Genomic DNA, 657 nt, shown 5'->3' on the forward strand with positions numbered 1-657 from the left:
CCCCAACACCCCCCACCAAACCCCGTAGACTATACGAACTGGACGGTATTTTTAAACCAGCGGGAACCCCACCCGCAACGAAAGAAGCCACCCCATGCCACAACCCAAACAAGACCGCGCCATCCGCACCCGCCACACCATCCTCATGGCCGCAGCCACCGTCTTCGAAGAACGCGGCTACCAAGCCGCCACCATCAGCGAAATCCTCACCACCGCCAACGTCACCAAAGGCGCCCTCTACTTCCACTTCAAATCAAAAGAACAACTCGCCCAAGGCGTCCTCGCCGGACAAGACCAAAACCTCACCGTCCCCCCACACCCCTGCAAAACCCAAGAACTCATCGACACCACCATGCTCCACGCCCACCGCCTCCAAACAGACCCCCTCGTCCGCGCCGGCGTCCGCCTCACCCTCGACCAACGCGCCGACGGACTCGACCGCACCGCCCCCTTCCACCACTGGACCACCATCGTCACCAACCTCCTCACCCAAGCCCAACAACAAGGCGAACTCCTCCCCCACGTCAACCCCCAAGAAACCGCCCACATCCTCGTCGGCGCCTTCGCCGGCATCCAAGCCATGTCCCAAGCCACCACCAACTACCAAAACCTCCCCACCACCATCACCACCCTCCTCCAACACACCCTCCCCACCAT

Annotated in this window: 1 protein-coding gene; it reads left to right on the plus strand. The window is 61.9% G+C overall.

What is annotated here, in order from left to right; all coding sequences use genetic code 11:
* Window positions 1–94 precede the first annotated feature (94 nt).
* On the plus strand, window positions 95–657 hold a 563-nt coding region (locus JHN63_RS51760), incomplete at its 3' end, for a ScbR family autoregulator-binding transcription factor (RefSeq protein ID WP_200692040.1).

Source organism: Streptomyces sp. MBT65, from assembly GCF_016612545.1.
GTDB lineage: Bacteria > Actinomycetota > Actinomycetes > Streptomycetales > Streptomycetaceae > Streptomyces.